Origin of the sequence: Bacterioplanoides sp. (assembly GCF_965219715.1) — a bacterium.
GTDB lineage: Bacteria > Pseudomonadota > Gammaproteobacteria > Pseudomonadales > Oceanobacteraceae > Bacterioplanoides.
The window spans coordinates 4,780,335-4,797,687 of record NZ_OZ244785.1 but is presented as its reverse complement, the minus strand read 5'-3'; the positions used below and the strand labels follow the sequence as shown (position 1 = coordinate 4,797,687).

General features: G+C 48.9%; 19 protein-coding genes and 1 tRNA gene. 8 read left to right on the top strand and 12 right to left on the bottom strand.

From position 1 onward, the window contains the following. Positions 1-22: 22 nt before the first annotated feature. From ACOQOZ_RS22185 to ACOQOZ_RS22175, 3 genes are all read right to left on the bottom strand, one after another. Positions 23-1,399 (bottom strand): substrate-binding domain-containing protein, encoded by a 1,377-nt coding sequence (locus ACOQOZ_RS22185; protein ID WP_420590332.1) that lies wholly within the window; start codon positions 1,397-1,399, stop codon positions 23-25. Between the two features lie 201 nt (positions 1,400-1,600). After that, positions 1,601-2,251 (bottom strand): START domain-containing protein, encoded by a 651-nt coding sequence (locus ACOQOZ_RS22180; protein WP_420590331.1) that lies wholly within the window; start codon positions 2,249-2,251, stop codon positions 1,601-1,603. Between the two features lie 116 nt (positions 2,252-2,367). Continuing rightward, entirely contained in the window at positions 2,368-2,682 is a 315-nt protein-coding gene (locus ACOQOZ_RS22175; RefSeq protein ID WP_420590330.1) for a BolA family protein, read from the bottom strand. 130 nt (positions 2,683-2,812) lie between these two features. On the opposite strand from ACOQOZ_RS22175, the gene ACOQOZ_RS22170 reads away from it, so the two are divergent. Continuing rightward, on the top strand, positions 2,813-3,466 hold the full coding sequence (locus tag ACOQOZ_RS22170; RefSeq protein ID WP_420590329.1) for a hypothetical protein: 654 nt from the start codon (positions 2,813-2,815) through the stop codon (positions 3,464-3,466). A 114-nt stretch (positions 3,467-3,580) separates the two neighbouring features. Here the strand turns inward: ACOQOZ_RS22170 and ACOQOZ_RS22165 are convergent, their stop codons facing one another. Beyond that, entirely contained in the window at positions 3,581-3,772 is a 192-nt protein-coding gene (locus tag ACOQOZ_RS22165; RefSeq protein ID WP_068653319.1) for a hypothetical protein, read from the bottom strand. 213 nt (positions 3,773-3,985) lie between these two features. Here ACOQOZ_RS22165 and ylqF point away from each other — a divergent pair, with 213 nt between their 5' ends. Continuing rightward, positions 3,986-4,903 carry a ribosome biogenesis GTPase YlqF gene (gene ylqF / locus ACOQOZ_RS22160; RefSeq protein WP_420590328.1) on the top strand — a complete coding sequence of 306 codons (918 nt, stop codon included), beginning with the start codon at positions 3,986-3,988 and terminating at the stop codon, positions 4,901-4,903. 115 nt (positions 4,904-5,018) lie between these two features. Here the strand turns inward: ylqF and ACOQOZ_RS22155 are convergent, their stop codons facing one another. Next, on the bottom strand, positions 5,019-5,456 hold the full coding sequence (locus ACOQOZ_RS22155) for a DUF695 domain-containing protein (protein WP_420590327.1): 438 nt from the start codon (positions 5,454-5,456) through the stop codon (positions 5,019-5,021). Positions 5,457-5,572: 116 nt separating this feature from the next. Then, entirely contained in the window at positions 5,573-6,436 is an 864-nt protein-coding gene (locus tag ACOQOZ_RS22150; protein WP_420590326.1) for an MBL fold metallo-hydrolase, read from the bottom strand. A 129-nt stretch (positions 6,437-6,565) separates the two neighbouring features. Between ACOQOZ_RS22150 and ACOQOZ_RS22145 the strand changes: the two genes are divergently transcribed. The 4 genes from ACOQOZ_RS22145 (at position 6,566) to ACOQOZ_RS22130 (ending at position 9,951) form a co-directional block, all read left to right on the top strand. Then, positions 6,566-6,904 carry an ArsR/SmtB family transcription factor gene (locus ACOQOZ_RS22145; protein WP_420590325.1) on the top strand — a complete coding sequence of 113 codons (339 nt, stop codon included), beginning with the start codon at positions 6,566-6,568 and terminating at the stop codon, positions 6,902-6,904. Further along, on the top strand, positions 6,901-8,592 hold the full coding sequence (locus tag ACOQOZ_RS22140) for a SulP family inorganic anion transporter (protein ID WP_420590324.1): 1,692 nt from the start codon (positions 6,901-6,903) through the stop codon (positions 8,590-8,592). The genes ACOQOZ_RS22145 and ACOQOZ_RS22140 overlap by 4 nt, the downstream gene beginning before the upstream one ends. A gap of 239 nt (positions 8,593-8,831) precedes the next feature. Continuing rightward, complete coding sequence (locus ACOQOZ_RS22135) at positions 8,832-9,326, top strand: DUF2489 domain-containing protein (protein WP_420590323.1); 495 nt, start codon at positions 8,832-8,834, stop codon at positions 9,324-9,326. A gap of 43 nt (positions 9,327-9,369) precedes the next feature. Continuing rightward, positions 9,370-9,951 (top strand): YceI family protein, encoded by a 582-nt coding sequence (locus ACOQOZ_RS22130; protein WP_420590322.1) that lies wholly within the window; start codon positions 9,370-9,372, stop codon positions 9,949-9,951. 69 nt (positions 9,952-10,020) lie between these two features. Here ACOQOZ_RS22130 and ACOQOZ_RS22125 read toward each other — a convergent pair whose 3' ends face one another. After that, positions 10,021-12,270, bottom strand: a complete 2,250-nt coding sequence (locus ACOQOZ_RS22125; RefSeq protein ID WP_420590321.1) for a putative bifunctional diguanylate cyclase/phosphodiesterase — start codon at positions 12,268-12,270, stop codon at positions 10,021-10,023. Positions 12,271-12,366: 96 nt separating this feature from the next. Next, complete coding sequence (locus tag ACOQOZ_RS22120; protein ID WP_420590320.1) at positions 12,367-13,356, bottom strand: AraC family transcriptional regulator ligand-binding domain-containing protein; 990 nt, start codon at positions 13,354-13,356, stop codon at positions 12,367-12,369. Between the two features lie 209 nt (positions 13,357-13,565). Between ACOQOZ_RS22120 and ACOQOZ_RS22115 the strand changes: the two genes are divergently transcribed. Both ACOQOZ_RS22115 and ACOQOZ_RS22110 read left to right on the top strand, forming a co-directional pair. Further along, positions 13,566-13,642 (top strand) — tRNA-Val (locus ACOQOZ_RS22115). A 199-nt stretch (positions 13,643-13,841) separates the two neighbouring features. Beyond that, positions 13,842-14,378 carry a potassium channel family protein gene (locus ACOQOZ_RS22110; protein WP_420590319.1) on the top strand — a complete coding sequence of 179 codons (537 nt, stop codon included), beginning with the start codon at positions 13,842-13,844 and terminating at the stop codon, positions 14,376-14,378. On the opposite strand, the gene ACOQOZ_RS22105 is transcribed toward ACOQOZ_RS22110, so the two are convergent. The 4 genes from ACOQOZ_RS22105 to ACOQOZ_RS22090 all read right to left on the bottom strand — a co-directional run bounded on the left by ACOQOZ_RS22105 (position 14,371) and on the right by ACOQOZ_RS22090 (position 17,353). Beyond that, positions 14,371-15,480, bottom strand: coding sequence for a phage integrase Arm DNA-binding domain-containing protein (locus ACOQOZ_RS22105; RefSeq protein ID WP_420590318.1), 1,110 nt, complete (start codon positions 15,478-15,480; stop codon positions 14,371-14,373). The genes ACOQOZ_RS22110 and ACOQOZ_RS22105 overlap by 8 nt on opposite strands. Positions 15,481-15,483: 3 nt before the next feature. After that, positions 15,484-15,687 (bottom strand): DNA-binding protein, encoded by a 204-nt coding sequence (locus ACOQOZ_RS22100; RefSeq protein ID WP_420590317.1) that lies wholly within the window; start codon positions 15,685-15,687, stop codon positions 15,484-15,486. Further along, entirely contained in the window at positions 15,684-17,048 is a 1,365-nt protein-coding gene (locus ACOQOZ_RS22095; protein ID WP_420590316.1) for a hypothetical protein, read from the bottom strand. The genes ACOQOZ_RS22100 and ACOQOZ_RS22095 overlap by 4 nt, the downstream gene beginning before the upstream one ends. Before the next feature lie 62 nt (positions 17,049-17,110). Beyond that, entirely contained in the window at positions 17,111-17,353 is a 243-nt protein-coding gene (locus ACOQOZ_RS22090; protein ID WP_420590315.1) for a hypothetical protein, read from the bottom strand.

Here is a 17,353-nt window from a genome sequence, read left to right as displayed (position 1 = left end):
TTTATGCTGGTTATCAGCGTGATCAGTCAGCGGCTGCAATCGCTGCAGACTCACGCAACCAGACTTCAACACGGCGATTTTTCATCCGCCCTTCACTGCGGTTAATTGACGCCACCGGTAAATATTCGCCATAGCCAACCGATTCTTTCGGATAAATACCGTTGCGCACCAGCTCACGACGTACCGCCATTGCCCGCAATTTTGATAATAATTTCGCACGTTTTTCGGTTTTCTTTTTATCACCAAAACCGATCAGCAGGATTTCGCGCTGCTTTTGTGACTGCAGATAATCAACCAGTCGTTCAATGTCTTTTAAGGCTTTGTTATCGAGCTTGGCGCTGCCTTGTTTAAAGCGAAAGTTAATTGTCAGGCGTTGTGCATCCGAGGTTAGCTTACGAAAATCCGGAGGCAGATCCGCATAAAATTCCGGTGTTACCGCTTTTAATTCCTGCGAAATAAAACCGGTATCTGCCACAATTTTCTGACCGGAATTATCCAGAGCAAATTCGAGGAACTCAGCCGCGTATGGATTTTCAGATTCACCCGGCGTGTACATAAACAACCGACGGGCCAAGGCATAATCTTCGGTAGCGACCGTCAGTTTATTGGGCAGCAGTGCTTTAGCGCTGCCATCGGATACAGCGATAAGTTTGGCATTACGTACCGACGCTAAACCAACAAAACCAATTCCGGACGCATCGGCTGCAACCGTGTCTGACAACTCATCGTTGGACTCAAATCGCTGCGCAGTGCCGATCAGTTTCTTTTTCTTGCCCAACACCATGCCTTTAAATGAGTCCCAGGTACCGGATTTATCATCACGCGCGTAGACATTAATCGGGCCCGGCTTGCCACCCAGCTCTGACCAATCCTGATAACCGCCGGAAAATATCTCAGCAATTTCATTTACGCTCAGATCCTGAATCGGGTTTTCCGGATTGATGATAATCGCCAGACCATCAATACCAACGATATGCTCACTTTGTGGCGCACGCATATCGGCATTGCCTTTCAGCAAATTGAATTCTTTGTCTTTAACCGGGCGCGACGCCGCTGCAATATCGGCTGAACCCGCAGCCAAACCTTTAAAACCGGTGCCGGAACCATGGGCAGCCACAGCAACATAAACCTGGGTGCGGCTGTCACGCACGTACGCGCTGATCAGCTTCTCGTTCTCAACCGAAGTTTCCTGAACCTCAATTTGTTCAGCACCCTTGCGACGTAAATAATCTTTCACCAGATTCGGTGCCAGAGCCGCACCAATGGTGTTGGAGCCATGTATGGTGAACAGTGTTTTCTCGCCGTCGATCGGCAAATCACGGAATTCAGATACCAGAGCCTGTGCCGCTGACAAGCCGAAAGAACAAACCAGAATGGTTAAAACACGCAGGAATTTCATTGCCTGTGAACGCCCGTTTAAAATTTGCGGGCAGTGTATGACGTATTTGTGACAATGCAATGACACCTTCCGGTGTACCGGAAGGCGCACAAGCCAACGATCTACTCAGCCCAAGGACGAACTCGGGCCAACGATGCAGCTGAGCAATGCGCGCCCACCGATAAGGCGGGCAGATTTGGCAAGGTAGAGAAAAATGAACGACTAGCGGTTTTGAATAAATGACAGCTTTGCGGTCTGATATTTGTCGTTTTTCAGCAGCTTCTGCATGTTTTTCATGGTGTTGTACGGAGTGTCTACCACCACGCTGTTGGCCAACCAGGATGGTAAACCACCATTTGGCTCGGCATGCACTTCGTAGACAATATCCACCAGACCTTCTGCATTTGGCGTGAAGCTCCAGTAACCTTTCATTTTAGTGATACGAATGTAGTCATCATTCGCCGGGAAGACATCGTTACGCGCTTCAACATCGACACGCACCGCCAGTGTTTCCGGGTTTTGTGTGGCAACGCTATGAACCACAGTATCGCGATCAGAAACCGGCCATGGCGCTTCGGTAATCATGTAGGAGACGGCTTCGCCCGGCTTTACGTTTTCGATGATTTCCACCACGCCACAATTGTGCATCCATTCCGGCGCACGGCTGGTGTCTTCGATCAGAGCAATCGGTGCGGTTAATGTGGTTTTGAAACTCATCTCACCACGGAACGCCTTAAGGTCTGAACCGTCCACTTCCCGGGTGAATACCTTAATACCCCGATCTTCGTCTTCCTTTTCTAACTGCCATTGGTTTTCAGCAACAGCAGCAAAGCTGCACAGCAGGCCCACAAGGCCGGTTAACAGATACTTCATTGTTATTCTCGCGGTGAAAATATAGCGGTACAGCCCAAAAACAGGCAAACCAGATTAATTGTGCCGAGCAGTGTGCCAGACTTGCCAGATGACGACACTGTCCGTAGCGGCCAAGGTCATCCGCCCTTGCTGCCACCACGACAGTTTGGCGAGTCCGGAGCCTGACCACTTTGTTGCCACTCCTGCGGGGTATACAGGTGCAGTGCCAGCGCATGTACCGGACCCGCTAATTCATCGGCCAACAGGCCATAAACCAACTGATGACGCGCAACCGGACGCTTGCCGTCAAACTGGTCACTCACCACCGTCAGTTTGAAGTGGGAATCGGTCGCCGGACCAGAGTGCATATGACTTTCGTTGGCAATCTCCAGATGTTCGGGCTCAAGCGGTTGTAACTTGCTGCTGATGGTTTGCTCGACTGAAACTGACATTGTGCTCTCCGACAGATAAAAAGCGCACTATAAATCATCCGCTAGTGGTTGCACAAAACCTCTGTAAGCATATACAGTAGCTGGGAAATTTTTGTTGAACCTATTCAGCCCGTTGGCAGGACCCCATCACATGCAGGATATCGATATCACCAGCACTCAATCTCTGATCGACCGTTATTACGAGGAAGAAAAAGCTCAGCGCGAAATGGAGCAAACGCTGGCCACCGTCACCACCCGTCTGGATGCCAGCGATCTGGCAATGTTGTCGATTATCTCAAAACGTTTCCGCAAAACCCGCGAAGAAGTCGCTCAGGAAGTATTATCCAGCGCCCTGGTTGATCTGTTCGCCCGCGTCGATGCCGGTGAGCGTAAACTGATGGCACGCGATGCCGACGATTCTGCTAAATCCATTGCGAATGAAATCGCTGAAGAAAACGGCGTTCACAGCATTGAGTTTAAAGGTGGTGCCTGGGGCAACCACGATCGTGCGATTACCAAACTGGAACGCAAGAAGGCGAAGCAGGACGAAGAAGCAGAAGCCAGCTTTGAAAAAGCCGTAGCTGAGCGCGTTGCAGCGGCTCTGGCCGCCGAACAAAGCGAGCCACAAAGTGCAGACGCTGCTGAACCGGCTGAGGTTGAGGAAACCAGTCAATACTCAGAAACCGCTGCCATCGATAAAACACCGGCTGCGGTTGAAACTCAGGTAGAAGAAGAAAGCGAAGAGTCTGCGGCAGAAATGGCGGACGAAGAATCGGAAGCGCCTGCTTCGATGTTTGCCGGCTGATAGCCGTAGCCATCGTTACTAGCAGCCATCCATAATCAGTAGCTAACACATAGCCGCTGTAAGTAACCTCCCCTTCACGCGAAGCGGAGGTTATTTTTTATCTGACTGGCCTGTTTACTTGCGCCAGATACGTAACTCACGGAATTCACCCGGTCCGGCCTGCATCCACAAGACTTCAGTCTGATCTGAAAAAACGAATTTGTTTCCAACTAGAAACCCGGCACGACGACGTCCGGATACGGTAGCAGAGGCCTGGCGCCCCTGTTGTTTGGCACTTTGGGCAAAATCATCAGGTAAGAGATCCATAGGTCCGTCTCCCGTCCAACTCAACTTCCACCAGCGTAAGCTGGTTTTGTGACAATCCTGTGTCGCTGACTGCTAGGCCTGTTCTCTGTTGCGCCGCACATAACAGAGGTGCGGTTTTGAATAGCATGAGTACAGCTTTAGCAGTTGCTCTACACAGGCCTTGCTTTACAATGTGCCGCCCTTTTCATCCATCGTCAATCGGAAATCGTCACTATGGCAATCCATTGGTTCCCGGGCCATATGAACAAAGCCCGCAAAAAAATCGCCGAAGCCATGCCGGAAATCGATCTGGTGGTGGAGGTACTCGATGCCCGTTTACCGTTTTCCAGCACCAATCCGTTGGTGGATGAGCTCAGAGGCGACACCCCGTGTATCAAGATTCTTAACAAGTCTGACCTGGCCGACCCAAAAGTGACCCAACAATGGGTGAACTACTTTGGCAAACAACACAATACCCAGGCAATGCCTCTGGTTGCTGAAGATAAGAAGCAGGTAAAAAAGGTCATTCAGCTGTGTAAGAAACTCGGCAGTAAACGCACAGAGAAGAAACTGGCGATCCGGGTGATGATTATGGGCATTCCGAACGTGGGTAAATCCACGCTGATTAATGCGCTGGCTGGCCGCCAGATTGCCCGCACCGGTAACGAGCCGGCAGTTACAAAAGCCAACCAGATGATCGACCTTAAAAACGGTGTGGTGTTATCCGACACGCCAGGGATTCTGTGGCCCAAATTTGAAAACGAAAAAAGCGGTTACCGCCTGGCAGCCAGCGGCGCGGTTAAAGATACCGCCATCGAATACACCGATGTTGCTCAGTTTGCCTTGGGTTACCTGCTGGAAGCGTATCAGCAACCACTGATGACACGCTTCAAAATGAAACAGGCGCCGGAAAATGCTGAGCAGGCTCTGAATACCATTGCCGCTAAACGTGGCTGCCTGCGCCCGGGAGGCATTGCCGACCTGCACAAAGCATCCGAGTTGTGCCTGCACGAATTGCGCTCAGGAAAAATTGGTTTGGTTTCACTGGAAACCCCGGACATGGTCGAAGCGGAGCTGGCGGAGATCGAAGCTGCACGTATCGCTGCGCTGGAAGCGGAAGAACAGCAAAAAGAGAATGACCAGAGACGCTGATCCGGTTAACAGTTCTCCAAATACAGATAACCCCCGATGTTTAGCTGGCTAGGCAGAAAAGCACCGAGGGTTATTGAGAGTCGTTCAATTTGAATCTGTTGATTCAGCAGATAATTTAACCCTGCTGTTGAATCACTTCATACACCTGGTTAAAGATCTTCCATTGCGGATCTTCATCCGCGACCACCTCAATCGGATATAAACCTTTATCAGTCGGAATATCATCTAAAGCCGTTTTCAGACTTTCCAGATCGGTACAATAAATAATCCATTGATTGATCGCATCGTGGGTAATCATCATGGCAACAACAGCGTTTTCGTTTGGCTCCAGCGCATCCTGCAAGCTCTGGTGAAACACCAGAATGCTTTCTTGCTCACTGTCTGCCGGAAAGCCGCTGCTTTCATCCTGAGTATCAGCGTGCCAGGCAATCTGAACACATACCGGAAACTTTTCCGAGTCCGCCGCCAGCTGCCAATTTTCACGAAACTGAATACTGATGGGCTTACCGTTTAAATCTCCGGTTGCCCGAACCCAACGATTATTGACCAGCATGGTCATTTTCCTTATTCGTTTTTCTTATCATTCAGATTAACCAATATTATGAAAAATGCCATAGATTCAGCAGGTTTTATGCTATGTAGCACAGGGATTGGTTCGCCAGGCCCATATCAGAGAACATTCAGCGGCATTTTCAGATAACTGGTGCCGTTTTCCTCTGCCGCCGGCAAGGCCCCTGCGCGGATATTCACCTGCAACGATGGCAATATCAGCCGTGGGACCTCTAATGTGTTATCCCGTTCGGTTCGCAGAGCAACAAACTCGTCTTCACTGATGCCATCACGCAAGTGAATATTCTCGCGGCGTTGCTGCGCCACACTGACCCGCGTCTCAATGTCGCGATTCGCAGGCGGATAGTCGTGGCAAAGGTACATCTGAATGCCAGCATCAAGAGATAACAAACGTTGTGCTGAACGATACAAGGTACGGGCGTCGCCACCAGGAAAATCACAACGTGCGCTGCCAACATCCGGCATAAACAGCGTATCACCCACAAATACCGCCTCATCACCAACCAAATAGGAAACACAGGCGGGCGTGTGCCCCGGCGTTGCGATGACGTTAATCAGAGTTTCTCCCAGGCTTAGCTGATCTCCATCTTCCACAAGGTGATCAAACTGGCTGCCGTCACAAGCCAGAACATCGGTTTCATTGAAGATACTGGCAAAGGTGTTCTGCACCTGTGTAATTGGTTTACCAATCACAATTTCAGCACCGGTTTGCTGGCGAATGTAGTCCGCCGAGGATAAATGATCAGCATGAGCATGAGTTTCGAGCACATATTTGACCTGTGCCCCCATTTCTTTTACTCGCAGGAGCATAGTAGTAATCAGGGTGACATCCGTGGTACCGGACTTCTGATCAAAGCCCATAACCGGATCAACAATCGCGGCCTGCTGACTGGCAGTATCAACCACGATATGACTGGCGGTAGCGGTAAATTGGTCAAAATGCGTCTCAATGTGGGTACTCATGGTCAATCCCTCAGACTTTTTTAGTGGTATATTCTATGTTTTGGAATAATAATATTAGAATATTCTTATTTAGCAATACATAATATACAATTGCTACATCAGATATCGCAAAGGAGTACGTCGCTAAACATGACTAACGAAGCTCTCGATAATCATCGTAAAGAAGCAGTGCGTCTGTTAAAGGCTCTGGCTAATGAACACCGACTGTCGATTTTATGCAGCTTGCGTGAAGGCGAAGTGTCGGTCGGAGAAATGGTCAAAGAACTGCCATTAAGCCAATCTGCGCTGTCTCAGCACCTCGCCTGGCTGAGAGGTGAAAATCTGGTTTCCCCGCGCCGCGTGGCACAAACCGTTTATTACCGCCTCAACAATGATCAGGCTGAACGTATTATTCAGGTTCTGAACGATCTGTATTGTGAAACTCAGGAAGCGAATGCTGACCAGCAACCGGAACCTGAGCCTGCATGAAGCCAGGGAAGTTAACCAGGCTTGGCAGTAATCTGCTGCCAACACTGCATTCTTATCAGCGTTGTTGGTTAACTTCCGATCTGACCGCGGGACTGATCGTTGCTGTACTGATTGTTCCGCAAGCCATCGCTTATGCATTTCTGGCTGGCTTACCAGCAGAGACCGGACTTTACGCCGCTCTGTTACCGTTGTTGTTTTACGCTTTATTAGGAACCAGCCCAACCCTCGCCGTTGGCCCGGTTGCCATCGTTTCACTGATGACACTGGAAGCGCTATCGCCGCTGGCCACTGATGAGCTGCCTCTTGCCTCATACGCCAGCCTGCTGGCGTTATTAGTGGCTTGCTTTTTATTGTTGTTCTTTTTAATTGGCCTGGGACGCTGGACTGCGTTTATCAGTCATACCGTTATTTCTGCCTTTACCAGCGCAGCCGCACTGATCATTATTCTGAACCAGATTAAACACTTTGCTGGAATTGAAATACCGCAGAGCGACGTCTTTTTTCAGCCCTTCCTGTCTTTGTGGCAACAAGCCGATCAGGTTAATGTCAGTGCTCTGGTATTAGGATCATTGATGCTGGTTTTGTTACTGGCCTGGCCCAGGCTTGTCCGCGGTTCCGCAGGAAAAACAGCACCACTGCTGGTAATCCTGATAGGAATTGCAACCAGCTGGTCACTGGATACGCCATTGGCAACCGTTGGTGCTATCCCTGCGGGACTGCCAGATCTCGAGTGGCCTCGTGCGATCAGCCAACACTGGCGACAGATCAATTGGCAAGCATTACTACCATCCGCAGCTATCATTGCGCTGATTGCTTATCTCGAGAGTCTGTCAGTTGCCACTGCCATGGCGCTGCAATCAAACACCCGCCTCAATCCGAACCGCGAGTTATTAGCGCTGGCGAGTGCCAATATGGCTGCTGCCGTTAGCCAGGCTTACCCGGTGGCTGGCGGTTTTGGGCGCTCGATGGTCAACCAGGCCGCCGGTGCCAGATCCCAGGCTGCAGCATTGGTTACCATGGTTATGGTCGCGCTTGTTTGCCTGTTTTTTTCAGACTGGTTTGTACATTTACCCAAAGCGGTATTGGCAGCCATTATTGTTGCGGCCGTGTTACCACTGATCAAATGGTCTGACGGTGTCCACGCCTGGCATTTTCAACGAGGCGATGGCTTAACCTGGTTAATTACTTTCACAGCAGTACTACTGACCAATGCAGAGACCGGCATATTTATCGGTATTTGCCTGTCGCTGGTATTGTTTCTGAAACGTACCAGCGAGCCACACATTGCAGAGGTGGGTCGTTATCAGGACTCCGACCACTTCCGCAATATCGAACGCCACCCAGTGACCACCAGCCCCGAGCTACTGCTGGTCAGAGTTGATGAAAATCTTTATTTTGCCAACAGCCAGCACCTACAGGACTATGTTCAGCAGCGTTTACAGCAGCAACAGGACATTCAACACGTTATCCTGATTGGCAGTGCCATTAATCATATTGATTTTGACGGTTATGAAGGCTTGATTCGGCTCAACAAGCAATTGCAGCAGCAACAGAAATCTCTGCACCTGGCGGAATTTAAAGGACCGGTGATGGACCAGCTGCAACACAGCCAACTTTTTAAACAACTTCAGCCTGGGCAGATATTTTTTACCGCCAGTGAAGCCATGCGCCAGTTAGGTAAACGCTGATGAAGAATTCGGCGCAGGCAGAAAAAACAAGCGCATCCAAAGACCCAGCCATTACGGATTCACTGCACCAGCAACGCCGCTATCAGGTGCAGAGAAACCGGGGGCAGGCCCGATTCAGAGTAAGCTATCGTGAAGGCACCACGCCACCGGAACAGTGTTTATTCTGCAAGGACTAGCCGAGACGGGCCAACACTCGTCATAATAGCGCCCTGTTTTGATTACACGACCGAAATTACCTCATGAGCCTCCCTACCCTGTTCGCCATCGCTGGCCTGGCAATTATCATTGCGCTGGCGGTCTATGCCTGGAATCTGGTTAAAAAAGTAAAACAAGCTGAAGCCGACGTCGAACGTCAGCAGCAGGAAGAAGCGGCCAAAGCGGCCCATAACCTCCGCCAGAAACAACTGGAGCTGGTTAATGACATTCGTTTTGTTGCCCGTTCAGTGCTGGAACAACAGTGCGAAATCACCGAAGGTGTGTTGCGTATTCAGTATCTGATTTCCGGCCTCGACCCCGATGCCTGGCAGTTACCAGAGCTGGCGCAATTGCGCAGCCACTATGAAGCCACTCGTTCCATGCCTATTCTTGATGAATACAAAAAGCTCGACAAAAAGCAGCAATTTAAACTGGATAAACAGCGCTGGACGCTGGAAAGTGACAATAAAGAAGCGATTGAAAAAGACCTTCGCTGGCTGGTGACTTACTCATTCCCACAGGTTACGCTGCTGCAATAGATCACCGTGATTCATGCAGAAACCTGGTAAAAGGAGAGACGATATGCAGTTAAAGAAATTTGCCCCGGCTTTAGTAGCAGGACTGTTAAGCAGCGCCTCGGCTCTGGCCGACTGGCAGCTTACCCAGCCTTCCGAAGTGACCTTTGTCACCGGTAAAAACAGCCACTTATTGGAAGTGCACCGTTTTGGCCGACTCAGCGGCGAAGTCTCTGATAGCGGTCTGGCTAAGGTTGAAATTGATTTAACCAGTATCGACTCCCGCATCCCTATCCGCGATCAGCGCATGCGTGATTTGTTGTTTGAAGTATCCAGCTTCGCTAAAGCCACCATTGAGGCACAATTATCAGCCGAATTATTAGCGGGATTAAAAGCAGGCAAGGTTCAGCAAATTGAATTACCTGCGAAGTTAAATCTGCATGGCAGCGATGAAGAACTGAACCTGAAACTGCTGGCGGTGCCCGCTAAAGATGGGCAACTGGTTGTAACCAGCCTGCAGCCGGTTCTGATCCACGCAAATGACTTTGCAATGACCAAAGGCATTCGTTTATTGCAAGACATTGCCAAGCTGAAAGTGATTGCCGAAGTGGTGCCGGTCAACCTGACACTGACGTTTAAACCTCAATAAAGGTGAATTATGAGCAGTTGCCCGGCTACAGACCTGGCGCGACTGCTCAATCGCTCCATACCAGTAAGCTCAGAAATAGTTTTGCTCGATATCTCCAGCACTGATCGGCTTACTGAAATAGAACCCCTGAATTTCCTCAACGCCCAGCTCTTCAATAATTTTCAGCTGTTGCTCGTTCTCAACACCTTCAGCCACCACCGTCAGATTAAGGTTATGGGCAAGATCAACAATGGTTTTCGCCAGGGTGCGATCTTCCGGGTTGTTTTCAATATTCATAACAAAGGCCCGGTCGATTTTTAGTTTATCGATCGGAAAATCTTTCAGGTAACTCAGCGATGAATATCCGGTACCAAAATCATCGATCGATAATTTAAAGCCCAGCGCCTTTAATTCATGCATGGTCTCGATACTTTTCTGAATGTCGTTCATCAATAAGCTTTCTGTAATTTCCAGCTCAATCATCGCCGGATCAATCGCGTAATGATGCAAACATTCACTCACCATCGGTATAAAGTCTGGATGGCGGAACTGCCTGGCTGACAGGTTAATTGCAATATTGAGTGGCTTCTCGTCATTCCAGCGTTCGAACTGGCGGCAGGCTTCGTGAATCACCCACTCACCAATCATAACGATTAATCCGGTTTGCTCGGCCACCGGAATAAACTCGCCGGGCGACACCATACTGCCGTCAGCACGACGCCAGCGAATTAAGGCTTCAACACCGGAAATCTGATGCGCATGAGCGGAGATTTTTGGCTGATAATGCAGCACTAATTCCTGGTCATCGATGGCATGGCGCAGATTACGTTCGATATCGATCCAGGCTTGCTCTTTCGCATGAATATCCTGACTGTAACTTAATAAGCCGTCGCCACCATCACGCTTAACCCGGGTTAATGCCGCATCTGCATTAGCAATCAGAGTCTCACCGCTCTCACCATGATCCGGGAAATGACTCACACCAACGCTCACCGTCAGGTGAAATTCGTTGTTATCAATACACACCGGCATTCTCATTTCTTCAACCAATGCGGCCGCCAGATTTTCGGCAAAATCGTGTTCCGGTAATTCGTCCACCAACAAGGCGAACTTGCTGGAATCCAGACGGTATTTTTTATTGCTGAGATCCAGCGTGCAGTAGTTCTGAATAAAATGAGTCAGGTTGTCGGAGACGGCTTTCAGAATCTGATCACCAACCTGATAACCCACACTGGCAGTAACCAGATCAAACCGGTCGAGACTGACCAACACCAGGGCAAACGGCGTTTTATGCTGATTATTTTCCACCAGCTCTTGCAGACACTCATTAAAGAAACGTCGGTTTGGCATTTCGGTCAGCACATCGTGGTAAGCCTGAAACTTCAGGTCCTGTTGTGCTTTGGTACGTTCACTGATGTCTTCTATATACAGATGCACGGTATCCAGATCGCGCAACAGCGACAGCGAATATTGCAGCGTGCAGTTATCGGATAAGCGGGCAACCCACTGTGAGTAATTGTCCTTGCTCGTTTGCAAGCTTAACAGCAGACGCTGAAAATCGTCGGGAAGCAGACTTTCAGGGCGACGAGAATTATTCCCGAGTGATGTCATCAGGTTGAGGCAAGCCGGATTGGTGTAATTTAACTTTCCGCGCCAGCTAAAACTCATAATCGGGTTGGGGCTGCGTTCCGCAAACATCGCCAACCGCCGGCGTTTTACTGTTTCACGGATATAACTGTTAACGTAAAAACCAACAAACGCAGCAATCACGATCACCAATAACGCAAAACCGATCACCAGCGAACTGCTCAACTCCGTTTGCTGCTGGGTGTTTTCTGCAGTCATTACCGCATCGTCTTTGATCGTATCAACCAACAAATCCAAACGCGGTAAGATGCGCCGCCCGGCGGCACTCACCAAACCGAGTAGCTCACGGGCTTTATCCCAATCAACCGCCGCTGAGCGAAACATCTGATCCAACTGCATGGTGTAATCACTCACCATATGCTCGTCACTGCGAATTTGTTCGATTTCAACGGTGTCCGGGAAGGCTATGGCGATTTGCTCCAGATCGTATGAAATACGCTCGCCATTTTGTCTTAGCAGTGGTTCAAATTGCTCACTGTCGGTTGTTGCGTAATATTCGTACAGCAGGCGTTCGTGCTCAATGATGGCAATATAAAGATCGTTAATGCTGTCGAGCCGGGGTAATTTTTCTTCCACCAGCTGATTGGTGATTTCCGTTACCTGGCGCCCGGAAATAAAGATGCTGCTGGAGATTGCCAGGCCAAGGCCAAGCACCAGAAGATACACCAACAGAATTTGCGTTCGTAACTGCAAAGCAGACTCCTCAGATCAGAAAATCGCAGTAATCTGTTTGAGTCTAGTTCATACACGGAAACTAGCGCCTGTTAACGCGCAGTTTACGATCGGCATTCAATCATTCTGTTGATATTGTCGCGGTGTCATACCGGTTTCGCGTTTAAACGCACGATTAAACGCGCTTTGTTCCGAATAGCCCAACAATAAGGCGATTTCCGCCAGAGTTAACTGGCCGGATTTCAGCTGCTCTTTTGCTAATTCGGTTCGGGTTTGCGCCAGAATCTGCTTAAAAGTGAAGTCATATTGCTGCAATCGGCGAAACAGAGTGCGTTCTGACATATGTAACTCACTGGCCACAAATTCAGATGTTGCCTGCCCTTTGCGTAACGCTTTTAACAACGCCGCTCGCAGATGAATAATCAGGTCATCCTGCTGCGGTAAAATCGCCAGCATGGCTTGCGCTTGTTGTTCAAGTAAGGCCTTCAGATCCGGGTCACTGTTTGCCACCGGCAAGTTTAAATACTCTGGCGGAAAACAAATCGCTGTAGCTGGCTGATCAAATAACACTTCTTCGCACAGGGGCTGATAAACCTCGTCAGGCCAGTCAGGCCGCGGGAAAGAAAAACACAGCCTGCTGGCCTTCAATTCAGGCTGACCGACCATGGTCCGAATAAAGCTCACCATACCACTGATCAGCACCTGGTCGGAGAGCACATGGTTAAGCTGATAATGCCGGCTCCAACTCAGCATCATCAGGTTGCCGTCACTGCTTGCCTGAGCCCGGTCGCCATCGTGTAACAAGCCCTGATAACGCTGAAATTCCAGCAGAGCCTCGGCCATGGTATTGCAGGCAAGCACCAGATAGCCGAGCACACCGAGATGCACCGGGCGAACATTCGCTCCTAACTCCAGTGCAATATTCTTGTCTGGATAACGTGCCTGCAATGCTTCGAGAATGTGCCACCACCGCTCAAACGTAATGCGATTGTTTGCCGCGATAGTTTCCAGCTCCTGATAAAGGAACCAGTCACAATCCTGCTGTTGCTGCAGATACTGCCGTACCAAGCCAGCCAGATCACCGCTCACCTGAAATTGTGTTTGCACAGAATCGTCCCCGGTTATTGATGGCACTCATTTAATGGCAGGGAATGTCAAAAATCAACCAAAGCTGATCAACAGTGAGCTACCAGCCTGCATCTGGTTGTAATTTCTCTCAACAGCTAGCAGATTGATTTAAAAGAATTTTCTTCGCAGGAAAGACGGTCGCAGGGGTTGCAGAAAGGTAACCCTGCGGTTAGTATGTGCGCCACTTCAGGACTATAGCTCAGTTGGTTAGAGCGCTACCTTGACATGGTAGAGGTCCCCAGTTCGAATCTGGGTAGTCCTACCAAAATTCTACAGCGAAAACAGACACTTATATGTGTCTGTTTTTGTTTCCGATGATGTGTTTGCAAAACCTTTGCAAGCGAATTGCATACAATGGATATAGACAAATGGAAATTGTCAGATCTGCCTTAGGGTCATTCTCCCGTATTACCTTTAAGTTATTCTCATGGCTAATTGAGGCCTTACTGTGCAGATTTCGTCGTATGATGGCTTTCTCAAGGTCAACACTCTACCTATCTTTTGAAGCAGCCCTTATAACCACCGTTGTTCTATTTATTTCAGTTGGGCTACCGTCGGTACTTGCTGAGTATTATCGCTCCGTCTCAGATGCTGGAATTCTACAAATAACTCCCTATCTATTCGCAATTGGAGCGCCTGGGGCATTGTGGTGGGTTGTGACGAAGGAAGGGTTGCCATCGCTTCTTGATGGAGACCGTGCCAATGCGACTCTTAAATTAGCTGTTGGTGGAATCAGTGGCTTGATTATCGGTTTTGCTTTTATTTATTACGACCTTGACCAGAACAAAAAAGAGCTCTTTGACTTAGATGTCGCCATAAATTCACTATATGTAAGTATGGTTACGTTTAGTACTCTGGGCTACGGAGATGTAATACAAACGACAGTGACAGGTAAGTTATTTTCTGCACTTGAAGGGCTTATCGGCAATTTTGTAATGGCCCTACTTGCTGTAAAGCTGGTTATGGCTACAACAAAACAAGAAAATACTGAAGCTAGTTAATAGAGAGGTTTGCTTCGCAGTTAGTCCATGTTCTGTGTTGGTCTGTGTACTCATTGGTCATTTGTTGCGTTGTGTGGCCCATTAACAGGTTTACATACTCTTTCTCAAAGCCTTGCTCTAAGTAGAGTGCGCCGCCTAATCCCCTGATTTCATGGAAAGTAGGGCGCATTGCTTTGGGCATATTCTTGAATTCATCCAGTGAGTCTCTGACTTTGGCAAATGACTTACTGAGACGATCTTCTGATATCTGGCCGTAGTGTTTCTGGCCTTTAAATGGGATTCTTCTCTTTGGGTACCGGTGAAGCATGAAAGGGTAGTGTTCCGGCTTTTCTGTCTTACTTCTATCTATTTCGCCCTGGAGAGCCTGACCAATTTCGATTTTAAGGTATGCCCGGGAACCATGCTTTTCAGTTTTTTGCTGGATGATGTAGAGGTAGCCTTCCTTTATATCGCTGTACTTCATTACGAGTAAGTCACCACGACGCTGAAGTGTGATCAGGGCAATATTCATTGCGATCTGTAGCCATGTAGGGGAAGCAGCATAGATCAGATCGAACCATTCCTTTTTCAGAGGCAGGCGTTGTTTCTTTTCTTGAGCTGTTGGTAATGGCAATGTTGATTTAGCTGTATTCTTAGAAACCCAGCCTTGAGATTCCGCATACGCCAGTACTTTGATCAGAGTTGCTCGATGTTTGGTATAGGCGTTGCGTTGGAAGTTTCTGAGAAAGTCGGAGCAATCTTTGACTGATACTGTCTCAGCGGTTCGGGCCCCCAAGTGTTCTACTATCGCGTCCAACCGATAGTTTTCTAACTTCACTGTCGACGGCTTCATTTCAAGCTGTGGCTGACGTTCTTCACGATACAGCCCAACACACCTGGCCACTGAATATTCATAGTCATTCAAAACCGATTCAACCAAATTGTTGGTTTTAACCAGTATCTGATTGAGCTTTTTGGCAGCTGCAACAGCCTCTTTCCGGTTCTTCCCCATCCCATGCATCTTGCCAGTGATCGGATGCTTATACCGGTAATAAGGGCTACTCCCCCCTACTGAATAGAGGTTATCCGGAAGATCTTTATGTTCTTTACTACGATTAGCCACTATTTAACTACTCAAAACTGCATCAACGAGATGGTCGCCTGTTGTATTCATCTCTTCGTTTAAGATAACGAAAATAGATCCACCAATCTTTTTAGTAGGAATGTCGCCATTCTTAACCCAGCGTTTAACCGTAGAAACACTCGGTGGAGTTCCTACAAATCGTTGCTCTCTCCAATCTCTTAATGGCATTAGCTTTTGTTCAATCATGCAGCAACCCCATTTAGTCGATGTTCTCTTAGCTTGTTTGATACAAATTCATGTAGGCACATCCAGACTTCATCTTGGTGTCCGAATATTCGAAGCCCGAAGTAGTCGGCAATCTCGCTTTCTAATCCGGCGTTCATCAGGTAGTTAGTGACATGATCAGTGGTCAGGCCCCGTCTAGCCGCCAGTCTTAGGTGATTTCCGATCCACATGGCTACGTTCCTTCGGGTAGAGGGGCCGCCGGACTTTTTTTGTGCTCTGGCATAGATAAAGGTTGGGTGAATCTGAAAGTAATGGATGTCTTCCATTAGCTTTTGCCAGATGGGGTCTACGTATGTCCGGGAGTGTTCCAGGCGGAAGTTTTCGAGGCAGTAGAGCCAGAGGCCTTGCAGGTGCTTTTTCAGATCCCGCGCTTCTCTGATGAACACTTCTTCCCCGGGCTTGGTCAGGTTGCCGTTGTCGTCGTATTCGCAGGTTTTCTGGAAGTGGCCGTTCTCGAATTGCTTAATGACGCTGTGATGTATCCGGAATTCCAGCCGGTGCACGGTATCCGGGACGCCCGATTTTTTGCCGTCGTCATATTCAGGTTCTAACCAGACTTTGACCGATGGGGTGCGCTTCCAGATTTCTTCCATAAAATCGAGCTTGTCGGATTTAATGGCTTCCTGTGTTTTGTCATAGAGACACATTTGGAGGGAGCTGGATTGCCCGAATAGGTACGTTTGGCCCTTACCATAGATAAAGGCTGCTTCCGCGGCTTCAAAATGAGCGTTACTGATGCTGTTCACTTTGAAGTTTTTCTTACTGCGTGTGGCTAAACGCTGTTCGAAGTCTTCCGGAATTTCTAAGCCCTTCATATCTACGTGCAGGTGAACGGCTACGCCGGATGCTTCGACTGTTTCCCCGAAGATTTGGGCGATTTCCCGCAGCCGTTTAGAAACACCGCATAGCCCTAATTCGTCGATAATTTGGGGAGTGGCTTCGATTTTCAGGTGTGGTCCGTGTTCGTCGATTTCTTTGTAAAACGATTTCAGCAGGACCACAAAACCTTCATCCAGATTTTTCAGGATGTATTGGTACCCGGACTTTTTGCCGGAGGCTGTGAACTTCCATTCAATGCCGCCCAGGGTGATAAAAGGAGCGCTATTGGTGTCGGCACCGTCTTTGTTGTAATGCCTGGCTATCTGTTCCAGAGCATCGTTTTTGATGGTGCAGTTATACAGCTGGCGCAGGGTATCGATACCTGCAGCTAAGAAACGAAGCTGCGACAAGTCAAATTCATTTCCCCGTTCCGTCGTGAAAATATCCCGCCCGGTTTCCTTATCGTAAGACCGTGACATTTTTTTGTTTTCAAAACGTGCCATACCTTTAGTTCCTCTTGTCCTTCTGGCGTCTACTTTTCCGCGACACCGTGAAATGCCTTTTTTTAATTACGTGTTACAGGTACGTAATGACCTGGCTTCGCAGGGCGAAGCCCTGCGGACGCCTCGGCGCTGTTCGCTTGTCGTTGCCGCAGTGGCTTCGCCTTACGTGCTTCAGACTTCGCCAGAGCGGCAGTATTTAGTTGGAAGTACTCTGTGCTGGTCTGGATAAAGATCGTGCAGGCACGACTGTTACCCAGCCCACAGGACTCACGTCCTACGCCTTTGGCTACCTCTTGCGGGATCAC

What these genes read in the sequence shown, in the direction of transcription:
- ACOQOZ_RS22185 (WP_420590332.1), bottom strand. Translation starts at nt 1,399, where the DNA reads ATGAAATTCCTGCGTGTTTTAACCATTCTGGTTTGTTCTTTCGGCTTG.
- ACOQOZ_RS22180 (WP_420590331.1), bottom strand. Translation starts at nt 2,251, where the DNA reads ATGAAGTATCTGTTAACCGGCCTTGTGGGCCTGCTGTGCAGCTTTGCT.
- ACOQOZ_RS22175 (WP_420590330.1), bottom strand. Translation starts at nt 2,682, where the DNA reads ATGTCAGTTTCAGTCGAGCAAACCATCAGCAGCAAGTTACAACCGCTT.
- ACOQOZ_RS22170 (WP_420590329.1), top strand. Translation starts at nt 2,813, where the DNA reads ATGCAGGATATCGATATCACCAGCACTCAATCTCTGATCGACCGTTAT.
- ACOQOZ_RS22165 (WP_068653319.1), bottom strand. Translation starts at nt 3,772, where the DNA reads ATGGATCTCTTACCTGATGATTTTGCCCAAAGTGCCAAACAACAGGGG.
- ylqF (WP_420590328.1), top strand. Translation starts at nt 3,986, where the DNA reads ATGGCAATCCATTGGTTCCCGGGCCATATGAACAAAGCCCGCAAAAAA.
- ACOQOZ_RS22155 (WP_420590327.1), bottom strand. Translation starts at nt 5,456, where the DNA reads ATGCTGGTCAATAATCGTTGGGTTCGGGCAACCGGAGATTTAAACGGT.
- ACOQOZ_RS22150 (WP_420590326.1), bottom strand. Translation starts at nt 6,436, where the DNA reads ATGAGTACCCACATTGAGACGCATTTTGACCAATTTACCGCTACCGCC.
- ACOQOZ_RS22145 (WP_420590325.1), top strand. Translation starts at nt 6,566, where the DNA reads ATGACTAACGAAGCTCTCGATAATCATCGTAAAGAAGCAGTGCGTCTG.
- ACOQOZ_RS22140 (WP_420590324.1), top strand. Translation starts at nt 6,901, where the DNA reads ATGAAGCCAGGGAAGTTAACCAGGCTTGGCAGTAATCTGCTGCCAACA.
- ACOQOZ_RS22135 (WP_420590323.1), top strand. Translation starts at nt 8,832, where the DNA reads ATGAGCCTCCCTACCCTGTTCGCCATCGCTGGCCTGGCAATTATCATT.
- ACOQOZ_RS22130 (WP_420590322.1), top strand. Translation starts at nt 9,370, where the DNA reads ATGCAGTTAAAGAAATTTGCCCCGGCTTTAGTAGCAGGACTGTTAAGC.
- ACOQOZ_RS22110 (WP_420590319.1), top strand. Translation starts at nt 13,842, where the DNA reads ATGATGGCTTTCTCAAGGTCAACACTCTACCTATCTTTTGAAGCAGCC.
- ACOQOZ_RS22100 (WP_420590317.1), bottom strand. Translation starts at nt 15,687, where the DNA reads ATGATTGAACAAAAGCTAATGCCATTAAGAGATTGGAGAGAGCAACGA.
- ACOQOZ_RS22095 (WP_420590316.1), bottom strand. Translation starts at nt 17,048, where the DNA reads ATGGCACGTTTTGAAAACAAAAAAATGTCACGGTCTTACGATAAGGAA.